Genomic DNA, 22,034 nt, shown 5'->3' on the forward strand with positions numbered 1-22,034 from the left:
CCACCCGCCGCCCCTCGCACCCGCTACCGTGGGCGGGATGAGCAGCCCTGCACCAACCGAGGACGGACCGGCCACGCGGCCGGGACCGCGTTCGCTCGCCGAAGCCCTGCGGGTACGTGACGACGCCTCGCTCGTCGCGCTGCTGCGCGCGCGGCCCGATCTGCTCAACCCGGTACCTGTCGACCTGACACAGCTCGCCACTCGTGCCGCGACCCGTGCCTCCGTACTGCGCGCGCTGGAACGGCTCGACCGTTTCGCCCTCCAGACCGCCGAGGCACTCGCCGTCGCCCCCGACCCCGCCCCCTACGACCTGCTCGAAGGGCTTCTGACCGGCGACGAGGGCGACCCGGCCACCAAGGAGACGCTGCCGCGGACCCTGGCCCTGCTGCGCGAACGCGCCCTCGTCTGGGGCCCCGACGAACGGCTGCGCCTCGTACGCACCGCGCGGGAACTCCTCGCCCCGAGCGCGGCCCACCCCTCTCCCACGGGCCTCGGCCCGAGTCTCGCCGAGGCCACCGCGGGCATGTCCCCCGGCCGGCTCCAGACCATCCTGACCGAGGCCGGACTGGCCTCGACGCACGACTCGGTGACCGCCGTCCAGGCGCTCACCGCGCTCTTCACCGACCCCGCGCGGCTCGGCGCGCTCCTCGACGAGGCTCCCGCCGACGCCGTCGAGGTGCTCGGCCGGCTCGTCTGGGGACCGCCGTACGGGCAGGTGACGGCGCACCCGGCGGCGCACCTGCGCTGGCTCCTGGACCGGGGGCTGCTCGTACCGACCGCGCCGGGGACCGTCGTCCTGCCGCGCGAGGTCGCGCTCCATCTGCGCGGCGGGCGCGCCCACCGCGCCGTCGAGCCCGAGCCGCCCGCCGTCGCCGTCCGCGCCACGCGCGAGGAACGTGAGGCCGACGCGGCGGCCGCCGGGCAGGCGTACGCCGCGCTCCAGACCCTTGAGGACCTGCTCAAGGAGTGGGGCTCGCCGCGTCAGTCGTGGTCGCGGACCAAGGACCTCGGCCCGGCCGTGCTCCGCGCGGGCGGCCTGAGCCAGCGCGACCTCAAGCGCACCGCCGGATACCTGGAGACCTCCGAGGACACCGCCGCCTTCTGGCTCGAACTCGCCTACGCGTCCGGGCTCGTCGCCGCCGACGGCGAAGCCGACGAGCACTACGCGCCGACCCCGTACTTCGACGACTGGCTCGATCTGCCGCCCGCCCGCCGCTGGGCCGTGCTCGCCACCGCGTGGCTCGCCGCGACCCGCACGGCAGGGCTCGTCGGCGGCAGCGACAGCAAGGACCGCACGCTCTCCGCGCTCGGCCCGCACCTCGACCGTACGGCGGCCCCCGAGGTACGGCACCGCGTCCTCGCTCTCCTGGCGGAACTCGGCCCCGGCAGCGTGCCTGAGCCGGACTCGCTGCTCGCCCGGCTGCGCTGGGAACGCCCGCTGCGCGGCGCCGCGCACGAGAACGACCTGCGGACCCGTATCGCGGGCTGGACGCTCACCGAGGCCGAACTCCTCGGTGTCACCGGGCGCGGCGCCCTCACCCGGCAGGGGCGCGCGCTCCTCGCCGGGCAGGACACGGCGCTCGTCGACATGCTCGCCGAGCTGCTGCCCCCGCCGCTCGACCACGTCCTGCTCCAGGCCGACCTGACGGCCGTGGCGCCGGGCCCGCTCCAGCGGCCCCTCGCGGAGCGCCTCGCGCTGCTCGCCGATATCGAGTCCAAGGGCGGCGCGACGGTCTACCGCTTCACGCCGGGCTCGGTACGGCGTTCCCTCGACGCGGGCTACTCGGCCGAGGCGATCCACGAGTTCCTCGCCACGCACTCGCTCACTCCCGTCCCGCAGCCCCTCGCCTACCTCGTCGACGACGTGGCCCGCCGCCACGGCCATCTCCGGGTCGGCGCCGCCTCCTCGTACGTACGGTGCGAAGAGGCCACCGTGCTCGACGAGATCCTCGCCGACCGGCGCTCGGAGACGCTGCGTCTGCGCCGGCTCGCGCCGACCGTCGCCGCCTCGCCCTCGGAACCCGCCGTACTCCTCGACGGGTTGCGCGGCCTCGGCTTCGCCCCGGCCGCCGAAGGCCCTGGCGGCGACGTCCTCGTACGCTCCAGCGCGCGGCACCGCACCCCGCCGCGCCGCGCCCCCGAGCCGGTCGGCGAGGGCGGTACGCGCCCGCGGCAGACGCTGCTCGCCGCGGCGGTACGGGCCATCCGGGCCGGTGACACGGCGGTGACCACCGCGCCGCCCGCGCCCCCGGCCGGGCTCGTCGCTCCCTCCGAGCCGCCTCGCACCTCCGCCTCCGAAACCCTCGTCACGCTCCAGAACGCGGTCCTCACCGGAGAGTCCGTCTGGATCGGCTACATCGACGCGGAAGGCGCTGCCGACCGCCGCCTCATCGCGCCGGTCCGCGTCGAGGGCGGCTTCGTCACCGCCTACGACCACACGGCCGAGGAACTCCGCACCTATCCGCTGCACCGCATCACCGGGGTCGCCGAAATCCCCACCCCGGCGGAGGGCGAACCGACACCCGCTTCGGGACAGGGCGGGGACGGCTGAGACCGGGACGGAGAACGGACGGAGGCACCCGAGCCCGCGCCCGGACCGCTCGGGCCGCGCCACAGGTCCGGTCCGCATCGGGGTGCGGTGTCCCTGCGGGTCCGCCGCTCCTCGTCTGCTCCGCGTCCCTCGCGGTCCGCTCAGGCCGCCGGGCCGGAGAGTCCCGTCTTCGGTTTCGCCTCCGGTTCCGGTACGGCGGCCGCACGGCGGGCGCGAAGGAAACGGGCCGTCGACACGCGCAGGCGGGCGAGGCGGCCGGATGCGGCGCGGGTCGCCGCAGGCTTCGGCGGGGCTGGTGACGCCGGGACGGTCTCCGGTCGCGGAGCGGCCGCCTTCCGGACGCGGCGGACGCGGGCGGGGCGGACGCGAGCGGGGCGGGGGTCCGTGCGGCGCCGCAGCGAGCGGGACAGACGGCGGCCGATGAAGGCGTAGCCGAGCAGCGCCCCCGCCGTGTTCAGGATGACGTCGTCCACGTCGAAGGCCCGGCCCTCGATCACCGCTCCCTGCGCCAGCTCGACGAGCGACATGACGAGCAGGGTCACGACGAACACCCGCACCAGGCGCATCCTGCGCGGTACGAGGAGCGGCAACAGAACCCCGAAGGGGGCACCGAGCAGCAGGTTCCCACCGACCTGCTTGCAGGCCGCGAGAAACGTGTAGTCCTCCGCGTACTGCCGCAGCGAGTGCCCCGGATGCAGGTTCGAGCCCGCGAGGCCGTCCGAGGCGGGCGAGGGGGTGAGCGTCAGCTTCGCGAGCACCGCCGAGAACGCCACGAGCAGCAGGAACGCGACCACCATCGTCAAACCGAGCAGCAGTGCCCGGCCCCAGGACCTGCGCACCACCGCGGCACCTTCCGCAGCGGCACTGTCTGCGGCGGCCCGGTCCGTAGCAGCCCGATCCGCAGCGGCTCCAGTGGGCTGTTTCACCGGGGGCGGGGAGGTCCCGTCCCGCCTCGGCCACGCCCACGCCTCGCGCCACCGCCCGTGCCGTACCGCCGTACCGGACCCCGCGTCCGGCTTCGCCCGCTCGTCCCGCCCAGCCCTCGTCATACCGGCCGCTTACCCCAACGCCTGCCCCACACACGGCCGTTGCTCCCGCACGCCCGGCCGCCGCTCCGTCCCGGGGCCGAGGCGCGTCCCCGCCCCGCGACCGATGTGCGGGAAGGGACAGGAGTGCTGGGATGAGTCGGTGAACGCCCACCAGGACACACCCGGAACACACCCCGCCGCAGACCCCGCCGACGGCCTCCCGCAGCAGAGCACCGAGGCGGTACCGCGGCCCGGTCCACCGCGGCCGGGCGCCCCGCCGGCAGGCCGACCGGAGCCAGACCCGACGCTGCCGGGCGCACCGGCGTCCGCCGCATCGGAGCCCCGCCCACCGCAACCGGAGGCATCCCAGCCCTTCGGCGCCCCGCACGCCTCGCCGGCACCGAACACCTCGCCAGCACCGCACGCCTCCCCGGCGCCGGACTCCGGGGCCGCGACCCGGCTCGCCCGTGAACGCAACGTGTGGCTGTGCACCTCGCGCGCCAACGGCACCCCGCACGTGACTCCCGTGTGGTTCGTCCACCACCTCGGCCGCTGGTGGATCGGCAGCGACGAGCGAGCGGTCAAGATCCGCAACATACGGAGCTCGCCCACGGTGTCCCTCGCTCTGGAGGACGGCGACCACCCCCTCGTCGCCGAGGGCACGACACGCGTCCTGACGACACCGTTCCCGCCGGAGATCGTCGCGGCCTTCCGCGAGAAGTACGGATGGGACGTCTCCGCATCGCGCCCCGGCGCGGGCGCCCGCGTCCTTCTGGAGGTGCGCACTGTGCGCTGGCTCCTCGCCGGCACCGCCCAGTGACCACGCCGCGTGATCCCGCCCACCTCCGCGCCCCGATGCCCGGCGGGCGGGAAGCGTGCGGAGGTAGACTTCCTTGTTTCGCGCGCAGACGCGGCCACGGCAGGGACAGGGCTCCAAGGGGGTCCCACGACCGGCCTGCGGCGGCGCTGTGCGCGGTGCGGCGCTCGTCGCGCGCCGGACTCCCGGCCAAGTCATCGGACGATCCCCGCCCACGGAGGGACGATCCCGCCCACGGAGGTATGCGTGTCCTGCCTGATCGTGCAGAGCGACAAGACTCTGCTGCTCGAAGTCGACCATGAGCGCGCGGACGCGTGCCGCCGGGCCATCGCCCCCTTCGCCGAACTCGAACGTGCCCCGGAGCACATCCACACCTACCGGATCACCCCTCTCGGCCTGTGGAACGCCCGCGCCGCAGGTCACGACGCCGAGCAGGTCGTGGACGCGCTCGTCGAGTACTCCCGCTACCCCGTCCCCCACGCGCTGCTCGTGGACATCGCCGAGACGATGGCCCGCTACGGGCGGCTCAGCCTCCACAAGCACCCCACGCACGGCCTGGTGCTGAGCAGCACCGACCGCCCGGTCCTCGAAGAGGTGCTGCGCTCCAAGCGGGTCCAGCCGCTCGTGGGGCAGCGCATCGACGCGGACACCGTCGCCGTGCATCCCTCCGAGCGCGGGCAGATCAAGCAGACCCTGCTGAAGCTCGGCTGGCCCGCCGAAGACCTCGCCGGCTACGTCGACGGGGAGGCGCACGCCATCGATCTCGCGCAGGACGGCTGGTCCCTGCGCCCGTACCAGAAGCAGGCCGTGGACAACTTCTGGCACGGCGGCTCCGGCGTCGTCGTCCTGCCCTGCGGGGCAGGCAAGACGCTCGTGGGCGCGGGCGCGATGGCCGAGGCGAAGGCCACGACGCTGATCCTCGTCACGAACACCGTCTCCGCCCGGCAGTGGAAGCACGAGCTGGTCAAGCGCACCTCGCTCACCGAGGACGAGATCGGCGAGTACAGCGGGACGAAGAAGGAGATCCGGCCCGTCACCATCGCCACGTACCAGGTGCTGACGACGAAGCGGAAGGGTGTCTACCCGCACCTGGAGCTGTTCGACTCGCGGGACTGGGGCCTCATCGTCTACGACGAGGTGCACCTGCTGCCCGCGCCCGTCTTCAAGTTCACCGCCGACCTCCAGGCCCGGCGGCGGCTCGGGCTCACGGCGACGCTGGTGCGGGAGGACGGCCGCGAGTCGGACGTCTTCTCGCTCATCGGCCCCAAGCGCTTCGACGCTCCGTGGAAGGAGATCGAGGCACAGGGCTACATCGCCCCGGCGGACTGCGTCGAGGTACGGGTCAATCTCACCGAGTCGGAACGCCTCGCCTACGCGACGGCCGAGACCGAGGAGAAGTACCGCTTCTGTGCCACGACGCCGAGCAAGCAGCGGGTCACGCGGGAGCTGGTGAAGCAGCACCAGGGGGAGCAGACCCTGGTGATCGGCCAGTACATCGACCAGCTGGACGAGCTGGGCACCGAGCTGGACGCGCCCGTGATCAAGGGCGAGACGAGCAACGCGCAGCGCGAGAAGCTGTTCAACGCCTTCCGCGAGGGCGAGATCTCCGTCCTCGTGGTCTCCAAGGTCGCGAACTTCTCCATCGACCTGCCCGAGGCGACGGTGGCCATCCAGGTATCCGGCACCTTCGGCTCCCGGCAGGAGGAGGCGCAGCGGCTCGGCCGGGTGCTGCGGCCGAAGGCGGACGGGCACGAGGCGCGCTTCTACTCGGTCGTCGCCCGCGACACGATCGACCAGGACTTCGCCGCGCACCGGCAGCGCTTCCTCGCCGAACAGGGCTACGCGTACCGCATCGTGGACGCGGACGAGCTGTCGAAGGAGAGCTGAGCCGGCCCGCGACAGGCCGGGCGGCAGCCCAGGGGCGACCGCCCGGCCGCTCCCGTACGGCGAGGGGCAGGACCGGGCAGGGACCGGACTCGTCCCGGCGTCGGCACCTCCGTGCCCCACACCCGCGCGAGGGTCGTCGTGCCGGGACCATCGGCGGCGGAACAGCCCTCGCAGCTGTGCCCTCATGTGCGGTGATCCTTCCCCGGCGCACCCTCCGCGAGGTGCCGCAGCCGTGGCGCGACGCCTGCCCGCTCGTCGTACGTACCGAGCAGGGCGACCTCGCAGGCGGCCGTGGCGAGGGCGCGCAGCGCTCGCAGCGAACCACCGAGGCCACGCCGCCCGGCCGCGACGGCGGGCGCGGCGAGGCGCGAGGGCGAGAGGGGGGAAGCGAGGGACGAAGCGGACAGGGACGATGTGGTGTAGCTCACGCTGCTCATGTCCTCCAGCGTGCCCGCGACACCACCCCGAGCGGATCAACCCACGGGTGGAAATATCCCGTTCGTCGCCTCCCCCCGGAGAGGGAGCGCAACCCGGAAGCAATCCCTGAGAGGGACCCGGAGAGAACCCTGAGGCGGATCGAACGGATTCCCTAGGGGATGGATGGCCCCCCGGTGGGCCACAACGAGGGTGTCACGTCAGCGAGTTCCCGGCATCGCTGCCACTTCCCGAGAGTTCCTGCCACTTCCCAAGGTCTCTGCACTTCCTGAGGTCCCTGCCGCTTAGGGAATCCATGTCCCGGAAGCCGCCACAGGGACCAGCCCCCCCCGGAGCAGCCCGGAGCCCGGCACCCGGAGTCTTGAACCCCTGAACCCCTGAGCCCCGGGGAGTCCTGAGCCCCTGCGCCCCTCCCCCTCTGAAGCGACGCCACCGCCCCCCTGGCTCCCCCACCCCCTTCATTTGGGCCCCCACCCTCCTCTCCCCTACAATCGCGCGTCTGTCCGCCTCCCTCCTGTGGAGTGCCGCCTGCCGGACGGAAACCGGCGGCAACTCGGCGACCGCGACCGCCCCGGCCCCTGGCCGGTTCCCGGCGGCCGGGCCGTTCGTCTCATTCGTTCGCCGTTCGCGCGGCGCCACCAGCCACCGCCCCGCCCGCACACACCGTGCCCGCCCGTGGGGTGGTGCTCGTCCGCGCGCGCCCTTCCGTCAGGAGGCCGTACCGTGAGTCACCCGTCCGCGTCGTCACCTTCCACCACGCCCGCCGGTCCCCCACCCGGCACCGATCCCGACGATCCCCTCGCCCGCGAGCGCGCGCACCTCTCCGTCTCCCGGGCCGCGCTGCGTGTGATGCGCGAGGAGACCGAGAACCTCGACATCCGCGACGTGACCGCGAACTGGGTCAACGCCGCCGTGCTCCAGGCGCAGATCGAGGAGCGCGTCAAAGCGCTCGCGGATCTCGCCGACACGCCGCTGTTCTTCGGGCGGCTCGACTTCACGCGCCCTCCGGGGGTCAAGGACGCCGAGGGCGCGGAGGGGGAGCGCTTCTACATCGGGCGGCGGCACGTCCACGACGCGGACGGCGACCCGCTCGTCATCGACTGGCGCGCACCCGTGTCGACCGCGTACTACCAGGCCTCGCGGCAGCGGCCGATGGACGTCGAGCGGCGGCGGCGCTTCGGCTACACGGGCGGCGAGCTGACCGCGTACGAGGACGAGGCGCTCTCCGGGCCCGGTGCCGACGGGGCCGATCCGGGGACGAGCAAGCTCCTGCAACGCGAGATCGAGCGCCCGCGCGTCGGTCCGATGCGCGACATCGTCGCGACGATCCAGCCCGAGCAGGACGGCATCGTCCGCAGCGACCTCAGCGGCACCGTCTGCGTGCAGGGCGGCCCCGGCACCGGGAAGACCGCGGTCGGCCTCCACCGTGTCGCGTACCTCCTCTACGCCCACCGTGACCGGCTCGCCCGTACCGGAACGCTCGTGATCGGTCCGAACCGGTCATTCCTGAACTACATCGAGCAGGTGCTCCCTGCACTCGGTGAGATGGAGGTGCGGCAGGCGACCGTCGCCGATCTGGTGACCGTGCCCGGCGTGGAGGTGCGCGGCGAGGACGACGCACGCGCCGCGACCATCAAGGGCGACGCGCGCATGGCCGAAGTGCTGCGGCGGGCGCTGCGCGCGCACGTGTCGATGCCGACCGAGGGCACGGTCGTGGTGCGCGGTTCGCGGCGCTGGCGCCTCGCGGTGTACGAGGTCGAGGAGCTGGTACGTGAGCTGCTCGCCCGCGACATGCGGTACGGGGCTGCGCGCGAGGCCCTGCCGCAGCGGCTCGCGCACGCCGTACTGGTCCAGATGGAGCGGGCCGGGGAGGCGCCCGACGACCGCGTGCAGGCCACCGTCGCGCGCAATGCGGCCGTGAAGGCGACGGTCAACGCCGTCTGGCCGAAAGTCGAGCCCGCGAAGCTCGTCCTGCGGCTGCTGAGCGACGCCGAGTTCCTCGCGGAGCACGCCGAGGGACTGCTCGACGCCGAGGAGCAGGCCGCGATCCTGTGGCCGAAACCGGCACGCTCCGTGAAGAGCGCGAAGTGGTCGGCAGCCGACGCCGTACTCGTCGACGAGGCCCGCGACCTCGTCGAACGCACCCACTCGCTCGGCCACGTCGTGCTCGACGAGGCGCAGGACCTCTCGCCGATGCAGTACCGCGCGGTGGGCCGCAGGTGCAGTACGGGCTCGGCGACGGTCCTCGGCGACCTCGCGCAGGGCACGACGCCCTGGGCCACGCGCACCTGGGCCGAGGCGCTGCGCCACCTCGGAAAGGAGGAGGCGCACATCGAGGAGCTGACGGCCGGTTTCCGCGTGCCGCGCGAGGTCATCGCGTACGCGTCGAAGCTGCTGCCCGCGATCGCGCCGGGGCTCGCCGAGGTGCGCTCGGTGCGCGAGTCGCCCGGTTCGCTCCTCGTCCGCCGCGTCGACGCGGACGCGCGCGACGCCGCCGTCCTCACCGCCTGCCGTGAGGCGCTCGGCCACGAGGGCTCGATCGGCCTCATCGCCGCCGACGCGCGCGTCCCCGCCCTCGCCGAGGCGCTCGCCGACGCCGGGCTCGCGCACCTCGAACCCGGCACCGAGACCACGCGCGAATCCCGCCTCACCCTCGTCCCCGCCTCGCTCGCCAAGGGCCTGGAGTACGACTACGTCGTACTCGACGAACCGGCCGCGGTCGTCGCCGGCGAGGCCGACGAACCGACCGGGCTGCGCCGCCTGTACGTGGCACTCACCCGAGCGGTCTCCGGACTCACGGTGATCCACGCGGAGGAACTGCCGGGGGCGCTCATCACGGGGTGACCGGTCGGCTCCGGCGCGGGTGGCGGGGACGGCGGCGCTTTGGTACGTACGAGATACAGGGCGGCGTGTCCCGTACGGGACCACAGCGGGCTCCTCGTCCGTACGGGCCCGCCGCCGCCAGCCCCGCGCCCGCCCGCACCGACCCGCGCCGCGCCGCGCCCGCTCAGCCCAGCGCCTCGCGCCAGCGCCCCACGGCTGCCGCGTCGACCGGCCCGTTCCAGCCACCGGGACGGGCCGCGCCACCGATGTGGAAGGCGGAGATACCGGCGGCACGCAGCGCGGGGAGGTGGTCGAGGCGCAGGCCGCCGCCCACGAGGAGGCGTTGCGTGTAGCCGGGGCTGCCCTCGCGTGCGGCCTCTTCGCACAGCACGGCCAGCCCGTCGTCGACGCCGCCTGCCGCACCTGCCGTCAGGTAGGTGTCAAGACCTGGCAGTCCGTCGAGTTCCGTGCGCAGCGCCTCGCGGTCGCGGCTGCGGTCAACGGCGCGGTGAAAGGTCCAGGCGCAACCGTCGAGGACATCGGCGAGACGTTTCAGCGTGTCGAGGTCCGGGTGGCCTTCGGGATCGAGGAAGCCGAGCACGAACTCCCGCGCGCCCGCCGCGCGCAACCGCGTCGCGCGGTCCACGAGCGCGCTCACGCCACTCGCGCCGCCCGCCGAGAAGCCGTCGCTGAGGCGCAGCATCACACGGAGCGGGAGGGCGACGGCGGCGCGGATCTCGCGGAAGGTCTCGACAGTGGGCGTGAGCCCGTCGGCTGCCATGTCACTGACGAGTTCCAGGCGGTCGGCCCCGCCGTCCCGCGCGGCTCTGGCGTCCGCCGCGTCGAGGGCGATCACCTCCAGGAGTGCGGCTGTGCCTTCGGGCATGGTCATGGCCCCTCTTCCCGTCCGTCCCGTGTCCGGGCACCCGTCATGGGGCCCCGTCTGCCGGGCCCGCCGCGTCGCGGGCCCGCCGTCGCGCGCGTCAGGGCAGGCACGGCCGCTCCTCCCGGACCTCGCCCCGTCGCGAGACCCCCGGGCGTCCCGCCAGGAGGGAGAAGCGGTCTAGTCCAATCGCGCTGGAGGGCAGCCTACGCGGCGCCCGGGCCCCTGGGCAGCACCGTCCCGGGGCGTACGGACGGCGGACCGGGGCGCGCGCCTCGCAGGCACGGGCGCGCGGCGGCATGGACGGGCGCTGCGATACGGACGGGCGCGGCGGCACGGGCGGGCGCGGCGGCACGGGCGGGCGCGGCGATACGGGCGGGGCCGGCCCCGTACCGGACGCCGTACGCGGGAGCCGTCCTTGTACCGCGAAGGGCGCGGGCGCACGGAGGCGGGGAGAGAATGGGCGCATGGACGGTGAGCGGGAACTCGCGGAATCCGGGCGGGCGACGGCGTACGAGGAGCTGCGTGCCGCCTTCGCGGTGACGCTGTTGCGCGTACGGGGTGAGGCACCCGGGCCCGCCCCGGAGCCGTACGCCGACGAGCTGATCGCCCGCTGGGCGGAACCCCAGCGCAAGTACCACACGCTCGACCACCTGGGTGCCGTACTGCGGCACCTCGACACGCTCGCTGCCGAGACCGCGCGCGCCGCCGCGCACGGCACGGCGGCCGAGCGCGCCTGGGCGGGGACGGTGCGCGACCCCGACACGGTGCGGCTCGCGGCCTGGTTCCACGACGCGGTCTACCGGCCCGACCGCTCCGAGAACGAGGAGCGCAGCGCGACACTCGCCGAACGTGCCCTGCGCGAGGCGGGGCTCGCGCCCGGGCCCGTCGCCGAGGTGGCCCGCCTCGTACGGCTCACCACCGACCACGAGACGGCCGAGGGCGACGGGGACGGCGAGCTGCTGTGCGACGCCGACCTGGCGGTGCTCGCAGGACCACCGGAGGAGTACGCGGCGTACGCGGCCGCCGTCCGCGAGGAGTACGGCTTCCTCCCCGAGGAGCGGTTCCGGCACGGTCGCGCCGAGGTCCTGCGCCACCTGCTCGCCCTGCCCCGCCTCTTCCGCACCCCGTACGGCAGCCGCCACTGGGAGCAGCGGGCGCGCGAGAACCTGACGACGGAACTGGCGCTACTGGGCGAGTGAGGGCCTCGGCCCGGCGCGACGGGCGAGGGCCGCGGTCTCGCGGACCGGGCGAGGCGGTCCGGTCCCCGCACCTCCGCCGGGCGTGCGCTGTCCCCTGCCTCTGCGGGCCCTGTGGAGCACGGGTTCTACAGGTGTCGCCCCGCCTCCCCCCGCTCGCTTCGCGTCTTGCGGCGGCGCAGCCCCGCAGCCGTGAGACGCGCCACGAGTTCTTTGCTGCCGACCCCGGTGGCTCCGGCGGCGAGGGCGTCCGCGTACCGCCCCGCGGGGAGGTCGTAGTGGTCGCGGTCGAAGGCGCGGCGCGGCACGCCGAGCGCTTGTGCGAAGCGGTGCAGTTCCTCGTACGAGTCGTCGCTGACGAGGTGCGACCACATACGGCCGTGCCCCGGCCAGTTCGGCGGGTCGATGTAGAGGGTCACCGGATGCCCGGAACCGAGTCGAGGGCTCCGACGGGCGCGACGAGGACGCCCGCCTCGGAGCACACCCAGTGCGGGTCGGGGCCGAGCTCCGGTTCGACGGCGAGCGGGTGCGGCTCGCCGTCGGTGCACACGGGGCACAACGGCCAGCGGCCGTGCCGCTCCAGGAGTCCGTCCTGCACGTCCTGCGCGACGAGTCCAGCGACGAACTCGGCACCGTCCGGCCATTGCTCCACCCACCAGCGGCGCTGTACCACCGCCTCCTCGACGAGCGAGACCACGCGCGCGTCGCTCACCTGACTCGCGGCGAGGTCCGCGAGCACCCGGGCGCGCGCGGCGTGCAGCGTCTGCTCCAGGGGGCCGGGCTCAGGGGCCGCCCCGGACGGGCCGGAGGAGTCGGGAGTGGTCATGAGGCCATTGTGCGGCAGCGGCGCCGGGACCGGAAATGACCCGTAGGCGCCCCGTAGACGAACCCTGAGACACCCCGTAGACACCTTCGAACAGGACCCTGAAAGAACCCTGGGACGCCCCTCGCCGGACCGGCCGGGCCCCGGTTCCGGGCCCACGTGGGGCCGCGTTCTTGACCCCCACACCCTACTGAAAGTAAATTTCACCCGTGACCAAGGACGTGAAGGATTTTGCCAACGGCGCCTCCGCGCTGAGCCGCCCCGCCGCCGGGCCCGGCCGCGCCGCGCGCCCGGCCGCCGCCTCCACCCCCGCCGCGCCCGTCCCGCACCGCACCCCGGGCCGTGCCGTCCCCGTTCCCGCGCGCCCCCACCCCGGCGCCTCCTCACCGGCGCCCCCGGCCCCCGCCGCGCTCGCCGCGAAGGTGCGCACGCTCGCGCCCTCCATGACGCGCTCCATGCAGCGCGTCGCCGAGGCCGTGGCCGCCGACCCGGCCGGCTGCTCGGCGCTGACCGTGACCGGCCTCGCCACGCGCACCGGTACGAGTGAGGCCACCGTCGTCCGCACCGCGCGCCTCCTCGGCTACCCCGGCTACCGCGATCTGCGCCTCGCCCTCGCCGGACTCGCCGCGCACCAGGAATCGGGGGCCGCGCCCTCCGTGACCGCCGACATCGCGCTCGACGACCCGATAGCCGACGTCGTCACCAAGCTCGCGCACGACGAGCGGCAGACCCTCGCCGACACTGCCGCGAACCTCGACACGGCCGCCCTCGGCGCCGCCGTCACCGCGCTCGCGCAGGCCCGCCGCATCGACATCTACGGGGTCGGCGCCTCGCACCTCGTCGCCCAGGACCTCGGACAGAAACTGCTGCGCATCGGCCTCTTCGCGCAGGCCCACGCGGACCCGCACCTCGCCATCACCAACGCGGTGCAGCTGCGCGGCAAGGACGTCGCCGTCGCCATCACGCACTCCGGTTCCACGAGCGACGTCGTCGAACCGCTGCGCGCGGCCTTCGAACGCGGCGCCACGACGATCGCCATCACCGGGCGCCCGGACGGCTCGGCCGCGCAGTACGCCGACCACGTCCTCACCACCGTCGCGGCCCGCGAGAGCGAACTGCGCCCGGCGGCCATGTCGTCCCGTGCCAGCCAGCACCTCGTGGTGGACTGTCTCTTCGTCGGCGTCGCCCAGCGCACCTACGAGCACGCCGCCCCCGCCCTCGCCGCCTCCTACGAGGCCCTGGCACACCGTCACCGGCCCCGGCACAGCCTCGGCGACCACGCCTGACCCGGGGCCCGGCCGAACCGCAGCCCGCCTCCCGCCCCACCGTCCGCCCACCCGGCGACAACGCTGTCAGGCCGCCCGTTCGGGCCGCGACGGCCACCCCGCCCCGTACGCCGGCGCCCTGTACCCCGTACCTCGTACGGGCGCCCCCGCAGACCTCCGGCCCCCTGGCCGGACCGCAACGCCGACATCACCCGCACCACCTGTCCCTCAGCACAGCGGAGAGCCGCACATGACGACCACCGGGCCCACCGACCGGGCCGCGCACCCCGACGCCCCGCACGGCCGGAACCCGATCCCTTCGGGGGGCCACGCGCCCGCCCAGGGAGCCGCCCCGTACGAAGAGCTGCGGGCGGAACTCGCCCACCTCACAACTGAACAGTTCCGCCCGGAACTGGCCGAGATCGACCGGATGACGACCGAGGAGATCGCGCGGACGATGAACGGTGAGGACGCGACCGTCCCCGCCGCCGTCGCCCGTGAACTCCCCCGTATCGCTGCCGCGATCGACGCCGCGGCCGCCCGCATGGCACGGGGCGGCCGCCTCGTCTACGTGGGTGCCGGAACCGCGGGGCGGCTCGGCATCCTCGACGCGAGTGAGTGCCCGCCGACCTTCAACACCGCGCCCGACGAGGTCATCGGCCTCATCGCCGGCGGCCCCTCCGCGATCATCACCGCTGTCGAGGGCGCCGAGGACGACACCGAGCAGGCCGCCGCCGACCTCGACGCCCTCGGCCTGGGCCCGGACGACGTCGTCGTCGGCATCTCCGCCTCGGGCCGCACCCCCTACGCGGTCGGCGCCGTGCACCACGCGCGCAGGGTCCGCGGCGCGCTGACCATCGGCCTCTCCTGCAACGCCGACAGCCCCCTCGCCGCCGCGGCCGATCACGGCATCGAGGTCGTCGTCGGCCCGGAACTGATCACCGGCTCGACCCGCCTCAAGGCCGGCACGGCGCAAAAGCTCGTCCTCAACATGCTCTCGACGATCAGCATGATCCGGCTCGGGAAGACCTACGGAAACCTCATGGTCGACGTCCGCGCCTCCAACGAGAAACTCCGGGCCCGTTCCCGCCGCATCGTCGCCCTCGCCACCGGCGCGGACGACACCGAGATCGAAGCGGCGCTCGCCGCGACCGGTGGCGAGGTGAAGAACGCGATCCTCGTCGTCCTGGGCCGCGTCGACGGCGCCGAGTCCGCCCGCCTCCTCCAGGCCCACGGCGGCCACCTGCGCGCGGCTCTGGGAGAGGCGGCGAAGGCCTGAAGCGGGGGCGGGGGCGGCGGGGCGGCGCCCGCGCGGCGCACGGGAGCGGGGCGAGCCGCGACACGGAGCGATGAGGCCCGGGGCGGAAGCGGGCCGGGGGGCAGCGCGGGGGAGTCCCGGCCGAGCGGGCACCGGCCGGGCCGGACATTTCGGCCGGGGCTTCTCCCGCCCCGGCACCGGCAGTAGCCACAGCCGGGGTGCCCCCTCCCCGCCCACCCCGCCCCCTTTCACTCCCCCGCCCCCGCGAGCCTCCGCCCCCTCTCCCACCCGCTCCCGCACCCTCGGACCACGGCCCCGGCGCGCCCCGCGCCAGGGGCGTCGGTGGCGGCAGCGGAAGGCGGCTGGGCGATGGCCGGGAACGAGCACCGTGCGACGGCGGCGGCGATCCTGCCGCTGGTGGGTGGCGCCGCCAACGTCACCTCGGTCACCCACTGCATGACCCGGCTGCGGCTCGGGCTCGCGGACCGCTCACGGGTCGACGATGCCGCACTGCGTGCACTGCCCGCCGTCCTGGGCGTGGTCGAGGACGGCGACTCGTACCAGATCGTGCTGGGGCCGGGAAAGGTCGCCCGCGTGACCCCGGAGTTCGCCCGCCTGGTGGACGAGAGCGCGGAGGCCGCCCCCGTACCCGCCGCCGGAACCGCCGCAGCCGCCGCCCCCTCCGACACCCCCTCCTCCACCTCCGACGTCCTCGCCACGCGCGGAGCCGAGATCCGCGCCGAGCGCCGTTCGCGCAACCGCACCCCCCTCAAACTCTTCCTGCGCCGCATCGCGGACATCTTCGTTCCCCTCATCCCCGCACTGATCGGCTGCGGGATCATCGCGGGCCTGGGCGGACTCCTCGTCAACCTGGGGTGGGCCGGCGGTCTCACGGCGGCGCTGACCGCGATCTCCTCCGGTTTCATGGCGCTCATCGCGGTGTTCGTCGGCTACAACACGGCCAAGGAGTTCGGGGGCACGCCTGTGCTCGGCGGTGCGGTCGCGGCGATCATCGTCTTCCCCGGTGTGGCGAAGGTGGAGGTGTTCGGCACCCCGCTCGTGCCCGGTCAGGGCGGGGTGCTGGGCGCGCTCGGCGCCGCCGCTCTCGCGGCCTACGTGGAGCGCTGGTGCCGTCGCCGGGTGCCCGAGGCCGTGGATGTGCTCGTCACTCCCACTCTCACGGTGCTCGTCTCGGGCCTGGTGACGCTGTACGGCCTGATGTACGTGGCGGGCGAGGTCGCCGAGGGGATCGGTACGGCGGCGGACTGGCTCCTCACGCACACGGGCGCGTTCGCGGGCTTCGTGCTCGGGGGTCTCTTCCTTCCTCTCGTGATGCTGGGCCTGCATCAGGCGCTCATCCCGATTCACACGACGCTCATCGAGTCCCAGGGCTATACCGTTCTCCTTCCGGTGCTGGCGATGGCCGGGGCGGGGCAGGTGGGCTGCGCGGTCGCGGTCGCGCTGCGGCTGAAGCGCAACACCTCCCTTCGTAAGACCGTCAGATCAGCGTTGCCCGCCGGAGTGCTGGGTGTCGGCGAACCGCTGATCTACGGTGTCTCGCTGCCGTTGGGCCGGCCGTTCATCACGGCGTGCGTGGGGGGCGCGGCGGGGGGCGGCCTCGTGGGGCTCTTCTCCATGCTCGGCACGAAGGTGGGCGCGACCGCCATCGGGCCCTCCGGGTGGGCCCTGTTCCCGCTGCTCGCGGGGAACCGCGGCCTCGGCACGATCGCCGCGGTCTACGGTCTCGGCCTGCTGGCCGGATATGGCGTGGGCTTCGCCGCTACGTACCTCTTCGGTTTCGACGCCGCGACCCTGAGCGAGCTGAACGCGGAGCCCCTCGCCGCGTCGGCCTCCACGCCGGCAGCCGCGCCTGCCGCCACGGGGGTCACGCAGCCGGGCCCGGCCCAGCCCTCGGAGCCCTGAGTCACCGGGTTCCGACGCGTCGGCGCGCCCTGGCCGACGAAGCCTGAACCGTTGTGACGCGCCTGAACGCTGTGGCACGCCCGCACTCATGACGTACCCGCACCGCTGTGACGCGACAGGGCCTTGAGCCGGGAGGTTCCGGAGTGCCTCCGGCTCAGGTTCGTATCCTCGCAGCGTTTTCCATCGGAAAGATCACAGCCGCCGCACAGGCATACGTCGAATCCCCCACGGTCGCCTCACAGGCCCCGCCCACGCCCACCTCCCCCAGGCGCGAGAAGGCTAGTTGCCTCGTACATGAATTATTGGGCGGGGATCTTGACCCGGCCATGCCACGGGCTGAGGATGGCTTCGCCGAAGCAACGGGCCACTGCGAAGGGGCAGCTGACCTGCGGACGAGGACGTTTCGCGCTGCCCGTACGCGGGCGCTCACCCTCGCATCCCGGCCCGCGCTCCGACTCTCCGCACCTGCGGGACGTGCCCCGGGGCCGTCTCGCGCGGCTTCCGCTCGCCCCGCTCCTGTGCGGTTCCCCAAGGAGAGGAGAGCAGCTCGTGTCCCCCAGCAAGCCCCGGCCGGCGGCGGCCACCACCCGCCCCGCGACCACCCCCGAAGCCCCCGCCGCCCCTTCACAGGTGGCCGATCCCGGAGGTCTCGGCCTCGGCGCCTTCGCCCTGACGACCTTCGTCCTCAGCGTCTTCAACGCGGGCCTGCTCAACGGCTCCGTCGAGAAAGTCGTCCTGCCCCTCGCACTCTTCTACGGGGGTCTCGCGCAGTTGCTCGCGGGGCTGTGGGAGTTCCGCAGGAACAACACCTTCTCGGCGACGGCGTTCGTCTCCTACGGCGGCTTCTGGCTCGCCTTCGCGCTCTACGTCGGGAAGATCGCACCCGGCCTCGACCCCGCCTACGCGGACAAGGCGACGGGCCTCTTCCTCCTGGCCTGGGCGATCTTCACCGCGTACATGACGGTCGCGGCGCTGCACACCAACGGTGTCGTCATCGGCGTCTTCGTCTTCCTCACACTGACCTTCGCCTTCCTCTCGGCGGGCGCCTTCGCGGGCTCCAGCGGCGTCGACCACGTCGGCGGCTGGCTCGGACTGGTGACGGCGGTGGTGGCCTGGTACGGGTCCTTCGCCCACGTCGCCAACAGCACGTGGCGGCGCGAAGTGATACCGACCTGGCCGGTACGGGTCTGAGGGACCCGAGGACGCCGGCCAATGCCGACCCGGCACGAGAGCCCTGGCGACACGCGCGACCTCCGTGGCACGAGCAGCCCTCGTGCCACGAGCGACCTCCGGCCCGATCATCACGTTTACACAGTGTGATGGTCACACTTCCTCGCGAGAGTTTTCACACAGAGTAGTTGAGGGGTACCTTCCTGTCACGGCGGTGGTTCCGGTACGACGGCACCACCCCGTGACAGGAGGAGAAGCCTCGCCATGCACACCCAGTCCCCCCACCCTCGGATCGCGCCCGCGGCACCGCCCGCGCCCGGTGCCCCCACCCCTGCCGTTCCCTCCTCCCCGGGGGCCGGACAGGTGTCGGCGCTGCCACCAGAGGTGGCCGGAGTGGCGATCACGACGGTGGACACGGCCGGCATCACCCGGGTCAAGGCCGTGCCCGCGGCGCGCCTGGCCCGGGCGGGACAGGACGGCGTCGGGCTCTCACCGGTCTTCGACGTGGCCCTCGTCGACGACTCCTTCACCAGCAGTACGCACATCGGCGGCCCGGAAGGCGACCTCCGCGTCGTCCCCGATCTCAGCGCGCTCACGGTCCTCGCGGGCCAGCCTGGTTGGGCGTGGGCACCGGGTGACCGGTACGAGCAGTCAGGCGCCCCCGCGGCCGCCTGCCACCGCACCTTCCTGCGCCGGGTCACCGCCCGCGCGGAAGCGGCCGGACTGTCACCGCTCATGGGTTTCGAGACCGAGTGGATCGTCACCCTCCCCTCCGACGGCACAGGTGCGGGGAGTGCCGCCGACGCGGAGGCGGAGCCACGCCCACCCGCGGCAGGCGGCGCGTACGGCATGACGCGCCTGGCTCCGCACGGCGACTACCTGCGGGACATCCTCGTCGCGCTGGACCGGCAGGGCGTCGACGTGCTCCAGATCCACCCGGAGTACTCGCCGGGGCAGTTCGAGCTGTCCGTCGCACCCGCCGCACCCGTCCGCGCCGCCGATCTGGTGGTCCTCGTCCAGGAGACCATTCGCGCCGTCACCGTCCAGTACGGCTGGGAGACCAACTTCGGGCCCAGCGTCCTCGCCGGGCACGTGGGCAACGGCAGGCACCTGCATCTGAGCCTGTGGCGCGACGGCGTCAATCTGTGCGGTGGCGGCGACGGGCCGAGCGGACTGCGGCCCGAGGCCGAGTCGTTCCTCGCCGGAATCCTCGGCGAGCTTCCCGCGCTGCTGGCGATCGGCGCCCCCAGCCCGGCGAGCTATCTGCGCCTGGCCCCCTCGCGCTGGACGGGCGCCTTCCAGTGCTGGGGGCCGGAGAACAGGGAGGCGGCATTGCGCCTGATCCCAGGTGCGCCCGGCCGGGTGGAGACGGCGAACGCCGAAGTCAAGTGCCTCGACGCGGCGGCGAGCCCGTACCTCGTCGCGGGTGCGGTGCTCGCCGCGGGCCTCGGCGGTCTGGAGCGCGGCGAACGCCTCCCTGCGGCCACAGAGGGGGACCCGGCGGACCTGGCCGAGGGGGAGAGGCCACCGAGGCTGCCCAGCACACTGCCGGAAGCGGTGGCCCGGTTCCGGCAGTCGGAGGTGCTGCGCGCGGCGCTCGGCGATCCCCTCTTCGAAGCCATCGTGGAGGTACGGGAGGCCGAGGCGAACCTCTTCGCCGGGTACAGCCCACAGGCCCTCGCCAACGCCACGCGCCGCGCCTACTGACGCCCCCGTCCCACGATCGGGTGCCGACGTCCCACGATCGGGTGCCGACGGTCCCGCGCCTTCCGGTGGCTCACCTCGCGGGCGCCTCCTCAAGGCGGCCGTGCAGGAAGCGGAGGGTGGACTGCCATGCCTGGGCGGCCGCCTCGGCGTGGTACGTCTCCCGGTGGTCGTTGAAGAAGGCGTGACCCGCCGGGTAGAGGCGCAGGTCGGCGGTGATCCCGGCCTGCTTCTCCAGCGCGGCGCGCAGGGCGTCGAGGGACTCGGGAGGGACGGAGCCGTCCTGTTCGCCGTAGTGCCCGAGCACCTCGGCGCGCGCCCCCGAGAAGTCCGGGAGTTCGCCCTGGACCACTCCGTAGAAGGGGACGGCGGCACTGACCCTGGGGTCGGTCGCGGCCAGTTGCAGGACGAAGCCCCCGCCCATGCAGAATCCGACCGAGCCCACGGATGAGGAGGTGACCTCGGGAAGACCGAGCAGGTAGTCGACGGCCCCGGACAACAGTTCCACACCGCGGTCCACCGGCAGCGCGCCCATCATGCGGCCGGCTTCGGCGGCGTCGTGAGCGACCGCGCCACCGTAGAGGTCCGGGGCGAGGGCGACGAAGCCTTCGGCGGCGAGGCGGCGCGTCACGTCGGCGATGTGGGCGGTGAGCCCCCACCACTCCTGGATGACGAGCACCCCGGGGCCGCGCCCGGCGGGCGGCAGGGCGAGGTAGCCGTGGGCGGTGCCTCCCGCGCTCGGGAAGCTGACGTTCTGCTGCGGGTCACCGGCCGGGCGCGGGGCCGGGACGGCGGACGCGGAAGGGGACGGTTCGGACGCGGGCATGGACGCTCCTCCCCCCGCCGCGGATCATGCCCGCGCGGGGACTGCTGACGTGGTGACGGCTGTGTGCCGTACTCACCGACGCTACGACGTGAGGGGAGGCGATGCGGAAGAGGGGCTGCCGGTGGCAGGGTGCCGGGGGAGGGCCAGTTCACGGGTACGGTCCACGGGCACCGGGGCGTGTGGGATACGGACCGGCCGGGCCGGGTCCGGGCGGCCACGTGGCGCTCCGAGCCGCCGCCAACACCCCCCTCCCCCGGGCGTCGGCGGCTTTCCCCGTCAGCGTCCTCCCCGCCAGTGGTCCTCCGTGTCTCCGCAGTCCTCGGTGTCGGCGGGCGGCCGCGTCGGGTCCTCGTGTCAGGGGCTCTTCGTGTCGGCGGGGGCGGTGAGGGCGGCGCGTTCGGCGAGGGCGGTGAGGGCGCGGGCGGTGTCGAGGTTGACGCGGCCGAGGTCGAGGAGGGGGGTCTGGGCCTCTCCGGAGCAGGAGGGGAGGTCGAGACGGAGCGATGGCAGCTTGATGCCGGCGGCGATGAGGGCGGCGCGGAGTCGCTCCAGGTGGTCCTGTGCCTCGTACATGCCGGTCAGTTCCCGCGTGCCCTGCTCGGTCATTCGTCCACGCTCCCGTTGGTCGTCACTCGTGCTGCCCGCCTCGTGCCGCGGGCGGCCGCAGCCGTGCGCTCCCGGTTGGCCGCCCGCCTGCCCGCCGTCCGGTGCCCGGAGTGGCGGGGCGGCCGGACGACGGGGCTCCCAGGAGCGGGAGGCTCCCCGCGGAGGCGAGGCTGGTCAGGAGTTCATCACCTCGCCCGGGCGTGCCGCCACGGCGCCACCGGGCGATTCACCATTTCGGCGTGGCTTCGGGAGATTCCCCGGCGCGTCGCGGAGGGAGCGGTTAGCCTGCCGCGCCGTGCAGGGCGGGGCCCGTGTCTCAGAGCGTGCGGGTCAGGAAGACGCTGAGCGGGTCCTCTCGGTAAGCACCGAAGGGCGGGCAGGGGCGGAAGCCGAACTTGCCGTAGAGCGTGCGGGCGGGCAGGAAGAAGTCGTCCGCTCCGGTCTCCAGGCTGACGCGGTCCAGTCCGGCGCGGCGCGACTCGTCGAGGGCGTGCCGCAGCAGTGCGGAGGCGATGCCGGAGCGGGTGCGGTTCGGGTCGGTGCGCATGGACTTGAGTTCGCCGTGTGCGGGGGCGATGCGTTTGACGGCACAGCAGCCGACGATCTCGCCGCCCTCCCGCGCGGTCCAGAAGGTCACTTCCGGCACGCGCAGCCCTTCGAGGTCGAGTGCGTGGGTGCTCTCGGGCGGGGAGAGAGCGCGGAGCTGGGAGACGTGTGCCTCCAGGAAGGCGGCGATGGCAGGGCCGGCCAGGTCGTCGACTGATATGTCCATGTCCGGCGAGCCTAGCCGCCTGACCTGCGGCGCAGTGCGGGTTGTGGTGCTCCTCACCGGCCTG

The 22,034-nt window shown here is 74.0% G+C and carries 18 protein-coding genes; 10 read left to right on the forward strand and 8 right to left on the reverse strand.

Features of this window, described 5'->3' with window-relative positions; all coding sequences use genetic code 11:
* The first annotated feature begins 37 nt into the window (after positions 1-37).
* Positions 38-2,551 carry a helicase-associated domain-containing protein gene (locus ACQYWQ_RS12940; protein ID WP_431034626.1) on the forward strand — a complete coding sequence of 838 codons (2,514 nt, stop codon included), beginning with the start codon at positions 38-40 and terminating at the stop codon, positions 2,549-2,551.
* A 140-nt stretch (positions 2,552-2,691) separates the two neighbouring features.
* Here ACQYWQ_RS12940 and ACQYWQ_RS12945 read toward each other — a convergent pair whose 3' ends face one another.
* Positions 2,692-3,348, reverse strand: a complete 657-nt coding sequence (locus ACQYWQ_RS12945; protein ID WP_431039172.1) for a VanZ family protein — start codon at positions 3,346-3,348, stop codon at positions 2,692-2,694.
* Positions 3,349-3,703: 355 nt separating this feature from the next.
* Here ACQYWQ_RS12945 and ACQYWQ_RS12950 point away from each other — a divergent pair, with 355 nt between their 5' ends.
* Positions 3,704-4,399: a pyridoxamine 5'-phosphate oxidase family protein gene (locus tag ACQYWQ_RS12950; RefSeq protein ID WP_431034627.1), complete on the forward strand. Its 696-nt coding sequence runs from the start codon at positions 3,704-3,706 to the stop codon at positions 4,397-4,399.
* Positions 4,400-4,642: 243 nt separating this feature from the next.
* Positions 4,643-6,283 carry a DNA repair helicase XPB gene (locus tag ACQYWQ_RS12955; RefSeq protein ID WP_431034628.1) on the forward strand — a complete coding sequence of 547 codons (1,641 nt, stop codon included), beginning with the start codon at positions 4,643-4,645 and terminating at the stop codon, positions 6,281-6,283.
* A 182-nt stretch (positions 6,284-6,465) separates the two neighbouring features.
* Here ACQYWQ_RS12955 and ACQYWQ_RS12960 read toward each other — a convergent pair whose 3' ends face one another.
* Positions 6,466-6,720 (reverse strand): hypothetical protein, encoded by a 255-nt coding sequence (locus ACQYWQ_RS12960; RefSeq protein WP_431034630.1) that lies wholly within the window; start codon positions 6,718-6,720, stop codon positions 6,466-6,468.
* Positions 6,721-7,441: 721 nt separating this feature from the next.
* Between ACQYWQ_RS12960 and ACQYWQ_RS12965 the strand changes: the two genes are divergently transcribed.
* Positions 7,442-9,562, forward strand: a complete 2,121-nt coding sequence (locus ACQYWQ_RS12965) for a HelD family protein (protein ID WP_431034631.1) — start codon at positions 7,442-7,444, stop codon at positions 9,560-9,562.
* Between the two features lie 163 nt (positions 9,563-9,725).
* On the opposite strand, the gene ACQYWQ_RS12970 is transcribed toward ACQYWQ_RS12965, so the two are convergent.
* Positions 9,726-10,433 (reverse strand): copper homeostasis protein CutC, encoded by a 708-nt coding sequence (locus ACQYWQ_RS12970; protein WP_431034633.1) that lies wholly within the window; start codon positions 10,431-10,433, stop codon positions 9,726-9,728.
* Between the two features lie 458 nt (positions 10,434-10,891).
* Between ACQYWQ_RS12970 and ACQYWQ_RS12975 the strand changes: the two genes are divergently transcribed.
* Complete coding sequence (locus tag ACQYWQ_RS12975) at positions 10,892-11,626, forward strand: HD domain-containing protein (protein ID WP_431034634.1); 735 nt, start codon at positions 10,892-10,894, stop codon at positions 11,624-11,626.
* 125 nt (positions 11,627-11,751) lie between these two features.
* Here ACQYWQ_RS12975 and ACQYWQ_RS12980 read toward each other — a convergent pair whose 3' ends face one another.
* The gene (locus ACQYWQ_RS12980) at positions 11,752-12,042 is read right to left on the reverse strand and encodes a DUF4031 domain-containing protein (RefSeq protein WP_431034635.1); all 291 of its coding nucleotides are present in this window, start codon (positions 12,040-12,042) and stop codon (positions 11,752-11,754) included.
* Entirely contained in the window at positions 12,039-12,449 is a 411-nt protein-coding gene (locus ACQYWQ_RS12985; protein WP_431034636.1) for a hypothetical protein, read from the reverse strand. Before ACQYWQ_RS12985 ends, ACQYWQ_RS12980 begins: the two co-directional genes overlap by 4 nt.
* A gap of 206 nt (positions 12,450-12,655) precedes the next feature.
* Here ACQYWQ_RS12985 and ACQYWQ_RS12990 point away from each other — a divergent pair, with 206 nt between their 5' ends.
* The 5 genes from ACQYWQ_RS12990 to ACQYWQ_RS13010 all read left to right on the forward strand — a co-directional run bounded on the left by ACQYWQ_RS12990 (position 12,656) and on the right by ACQYWQ_RS13010 (position 19,769).
* The gene (locus ACQYWQ_RS12990) at positions 12,656-13,732 is read left to right on the forward strand and encodes a MurR/RpiR family transcriptional regulator (RefSeq protein ID WP_431034637.1); all 1,077 of its coding nucleotides are present in this window, start codon (positions 12,656-12,658) and stop codon (positions 13,730-13,732) included.
* 229 nt (positions 13,733-13,961) lie between these two features.
* Positions 13,962-14,990: an N-acetylmuramic acid 6-phosphate etherase gene (gene murQ, locus ACQYWQ_RS12995; RefSeq protein ID WP_431034638.1), complete on the forward strand. Its 1,029-nt coding sequence runs from the start codon at positions 13,962-13,964 to the stop codon at positions 14,988-14,990.
* A gap of 348 nt (positions 14,991-15,338) precedes the next feature.
* Complete coding sequence (locus ACQYWQ_RS13000; protein WP_431039173.1) at positions 15,339-16,892, forward strand: PTS transporter subunit EIIC; 1,554 nt, start codon at positions 15,339-15,341, stop codon at positions 16,890-16,892.
* Positions 16,893-17,441: 549 nt separating this feature from the next.
* On the forward strand, positions 17,442-18,083 hold the full coding sequence (locus ACQYWQ_RS13005) for an acetate uptake transporter (RefSeq protein WP_431034640.1): 642 nt from the start codon (positions 17,442-17,444) through the stop codon (positions 18,081-18,083).
* Positions 18,084-18,446: 363 nt separating this feature from the next.
* Entirely contained in the window at positions 18,447-19,769 is a 1,323-nt protein-coding gene (locus tag ACQYWQ_RS13010) for a glutamine synthetase (RefSeq protein WP_431039174.1), read from the forward strand.
* A 70-nt stretch (positions 19,770-19,839) separates the two neighbouring features.
* On the opposite strand, the gene ACQYWQ_RS13015 is transcribed toward ACQYWQ_RS13010, so the two are convergent.
* The 3 genes from ACQYWQ_RS13015 to ACQYWQ_RS13025 form a co-directional block, all read right to left on the reverse strand.
* On the reverse strand, positions 19,840-20,592 hold the full coding sequence (locus ACQYWQ_RS13015; RefSeq protein ID WP_431034641.1) for a dienelactone hydrolase family protein: 753 nt from the start codon (positions 20,590-20,592) through the stop codon (positions 19,840-19,842).
* Positions 20,593-20,946: 354 nt separating this feature from the next.
* A complete protein-coding gene (locus ACQYWQ_RS13020) occupies positions 20,947-21,198 on the reverse strand; it encodes a hypothetical protein (protein ID WP_431034643.1) in 252 nt (83 codons plus the stop codon).
* Positions 21,199-21,514: 316 nt separating this feature from the next.
* Positions 21,515-21,970: a GNAT family N-acetyltransferase gene (locus tag ACQYWQ_RS13025; protein ID WP_431034644.1), complete on the reverse strand. Its 456-nt coding sequence runs from the start codon at positions 21,968-21,970 to the stop codon at positions 21,515-21,517.
* Between the last annotated feature and the right edge of the window lie 64 nt (positions 21,971-22,034).

It is taken from the genome of Streptomyces sp. P6-2-1 (genome assembly GCF_050613165.1).
Classification (GTDB): domain Bacteria; phylum Actinomycetota; class Actinomycetes; order Streptomycetales; family Streptomycetaceae; genus Streptomyces.